Origin of the sequence: Burkholderia sp. E168m23 (genome assembly GCF_016586125.1) — a bacterium.
In the GTDB taxonomy this organism is placed as follows: domain Bacteria; phylum Pseudomonadota; class Gammaproteobacteria; order Burkholderiales; family Burkholderiaceae; genus Burkholderia; species Burkholderia orbicola.
On record NZ_BCPP01000701.1, the window covers coordinates 1 to 3,852 of the forward strand.

Below are 3,852 nucleotides of genomic sequence, written 5' to 3' on the forward strand. Positions count from 1 at the left end.
AACGCATCCTCGGCCCGCTCGGCCGGGAACGCGCGGTACGGCAGCGGATGCAGCACGCCTGCCGCGAACAGCGCCATCACTTCGCCGAACAGCCGTGCGGTCAGTTCCGGCAACGCACCCATCAACTGGTCGGCGTCGATGCCGAAATAACTGATGTTGTTGCGGAACGGCCGCAGCCCGATATGACTGTTTTCGTAGAAATCGCGCTTGCCGAGTTCGAGGAAACGGCCGAACGGACGCAGCGTATCGATGCTGCGCACCATCGCCTCGCCGGCGAGCGAATTCAGCACGATGTCGATGCCCTCGCCGCCCGTCATCGCGCGAATCTCGTCCGCGAACGCCAGGCTGCGCGAATCGAGCACGTGATCGGCGCCGAGCAGGCGCACGAATTCGCGCTTCTCGTCGCTGCCGGCCGTCGCGAACACTTCCGCGCCGAAGTGGCGCGCGAGCTGGATCGCGGCGATCCCGACGCCGCCCGCGCCGCCGTGCACCAGCACGCGCTCGCCGCGGCGCAGCCGCGCGAGTTCGACGAGCGCGTAGTACGCGGTGAAGAACGTGGTCGGCACGGTCGCCGCTTCCTCGAACGACAGGCGCTCGGGTTTCTGCGCGATGGCCTGCGCGCGTGTCCTGACGCGCGTCGCGAACGACGCCGGCGCGAAACCGAGCACCGCATCGCCCGCTGCGAATGCCGTCACCGCGCGGCCTACCCGGACGACGCGGCCGGACAGCTCCATGCCGATCGTCGCGCCCGCGAAGCCGGTCTCCACCGCTTCATCGGACAGGAGCCCCATCGCATACATCACGTCGCGGAAATTCAGGCCGGTGGCAACCGGCTCGATTTCCACCTCGTCGTCGCCCAGCGTGCTTTCCGGCAACGCAAACCATTCGAGATTGCGCAACGAGCCCGGTGCGTCGAACGCCAGCACCGACGCGCGTGCAAGCGCGCCGTCGCTGCGCGCCGCGGCCTGTGCGGCCGTCAGCATGCGCGGTACCCGTCGCCCGTGCGCGCTCAGCACGACTTCTTCCTCGACCGCCGCGCCGGTCAGCTCGCGAATCAGCGCATCTGGAATCCCGTCCGCCGTGCGATCGACGTCGATCAAACGGCATGCGAGTTCGGGATGCTCGTTCGCCAGCACGCGACCGAGGCCCCACAGCGTCGCCTGTTCCGGATGCGCATGCGTAGCTCCGGCGAACGGCGCGCCGCCGCGCGTGACGACGGTCAGCCGCGTGCGTGCGTTCGGTTGCGCGCCGAGCGCGCGCACGAGCGCGCGCACGAGCGCCGCCAGCGCGATCACGCCGTGACGCAGCGCGGCCATCAGGTCGTCTCCCGTCGTCGTGTCGGCAAGCGGCGTTTCCGGCGCGCAGAACACGACATGCGCCGGTTGCCCGGCCGGCAACGACGCAATGGCATCGGCCGCATGCGCGAGATCGACGATATCGGCCGGGTAGCCCGCGTGCGCGAGCGCGTCGGCCAGTTGCCCGCCGAAACCGCCGGCCGCGTCCGGTGCGTGCATCACGAGCCATTGTTCGCTGCGGGCGAGCGTATCGAGATCGCTCGCGTCGCTGCCGCGTTGCGCGGCCGCGGCGCTCGCCGGATTGCGTGCGATGACGAACTTCGGCGTGCCGTCCAGATCGAGCGACTGCTCGACATGCCGCACGACGTCGACGTAGCCCACGCGCGCCAGCGCCGCCTCGAGATCCGCCGGCGCCAGCGGCGCGGGCAGGTCGACGCCCATCGACGCAGGCTGCGCGCCGAACACGATGTCGGAGAAGCGGCCGCGACGCGGCTCGGCCAGCAGCAGCAAGCCGCCCGGCGCGAGCCACGATCGCATCGCGTTCAGTGCATCGGCCGCATCGGGACGGCCGCTCAGCGCGCGGTTCGCGACGATCAGGTCGTACGGCCCGGCTTCGTCGGCGGATAGCAACAACCGTTCGCCCGGCTGCAACGCGACCGTGCGCACCGCGGCTTCCGCATCCGTATCGAACCCGGCCAACTGGCCGGCCGTTGCGGCGATCGTGTGATCACAGCGCGCGGCGGCGAGATGCATGCCGAGCGTTTGCAGCACGTCACCGTCCGTCGCGCCCAGTTCGAGCACGCGCAGCCGGCGCGCCGGCTGCCACGCGTCGACCGCCTGCTCGACGCCGGCCGCCAGCAGCGCATGCACGTGCTGCCAGGTCGGCGATGCGGCAAGCAACTGCTCGACCAGGCTGTGCCCGGTCGGCGACAGCCAGCGTGCGCCGTCCTTCGCGCCGCTCAGCACGTCGGGCAGCGCCGCGCCGCAATGCGCGAGCAGCGTCAGTTCGGCCACGTGCCCCGGCGATTCGGCCAGCAGCCCGCGCCACAGATCGTCGAGCGGCGGCAGCGCCGCGCACGCCGCGTCGTCGCGGACGAGACGCGCGCCGTCACGCGCGGCCAGCCCGTCCTCGACGAGCATGTCGGCCAGGCGTGTAGCGAGCGCAGCCCGCTCCGGTGCGGGCTGCCACGTGCCGGCGAATACGCCGAGCGCATCGAACGCGCGCAGCACGTACAAGCTTGCCAGCACGTCGAGCAGCGGCAGAATCTCGGTCAAATGCTGCGTCCGACGGCCGTCGAGCTCCGCGGCGTCGACGCGCGCGACCGCTTGCGCGAGCAGCGCGTAGGGTGCCGGCAAAGCGGTCGCCTCCACGTCATTCGGCAACGGCATCTCTTCGAGGCGGTAGACGAAACGCGAAGGCAGATTCTGCCGGCGGCCGACGAGGTCCACGCGCCGGAACCGGCAGCCGCCGAGCCGCGCGACGATCGCGCCCTGCGCGTCGAGGAATTCGAAATGCGCGACGATCGAATGCGGGCTGCGCCGGTCGACCCGTGCGAGCACGCGGGCGACCGCGTCGCCGCGCAAATAGTCGACCCGGCCGATCTGCACCGGCACGTAGGCCGGATGCTCGCCATCACGCGCCTGCGCCGCCAGCAGCGCGAACAGCGGATGAAACCCGCTGTCCATCAGCGCCGGATGCAGCAGATACGCGGATAGCGCCCGCGCATCGCCGCACGCGGCCGGCGCGGCGACGTCGGCCAGCGCGGCATCCTCGGCCGCGGCGACCCGCACGGTGCGAACCCAGCGGAACGCCGGCCCGTAGTGGAGGCCGATGGCTGCCGTGTTCGCATACAGCGTGTCGCCGTCGGCGGCCGGCAGCGCGAACAGGCGTTCGAGCGTCGCGGCCGGCACGATGCTCGCGGCGCCGAGCGCGTTGCCGCTTTCCAGCATCCGCCCTGTCACGTTCAGCGTCCATGCGCCGTCGGACATCCGGTCGCGCGTCTCGATCGTAAACGTCGCGGTGCGCGGCTCGATCACGAGCCGGAACAGCTTCGCCTGCTGCGGCTGGAACACGACCGGCGTGCGGATCTCGACGTTTTCGAGCGCCGCATCCGGCGTATCGAAGAAGGTGCGCGCCGCGGCGAGCGCCATTTCCACGTAGCCGGCCCCCGGGAACGCCACGCCGCCGTCGACGACGTGATCGGCCAGCATCGGCAGCTTCGCCGGATCGAGCTGGTTTTCCCAGCCGAATGCATGTTCGTGCAGCCGATAGCCGAGCAGCGGATGCTCGCGGCGGCGATTGACGAGACCGTAGCCTTCGACGGTCGGCGTGAGCCAGAAACGGTCGCGCTGCCACGGATACGACGGCAATGCCGCACGCGTTGCGCCCGGCGCGAAGCGGTCGGGATCGACGCTCGCGCCATGCGCGATCGCCGCGAGAATCGCTTGCCGCAGCGTCGCCGCGCTGCCGTGATCGCGCTTGAGCGTCGGCAGCACCGCGCCGGTCACGCCGGCGGCCGTCAACGCCTGCTTCACGTACGTGCGCAGGATCGAATGC

At 70.9% G+C, this 3,852-nt stretch carries 1 protein-coding gene; it reads right to left on the minus strand.

All coding sequences use genetic code 11. The annotated features are described in order from the left end of the window. Window positions 1–3,852, minus strand: a 3,852-nt coding sequence (locus JMF90_RS27790; RefSeq protein ID WP_201325685.1) for a polyketide synthase dehydratase domain-containing protein, incomplete at both ends; no start/stop codon positions are given.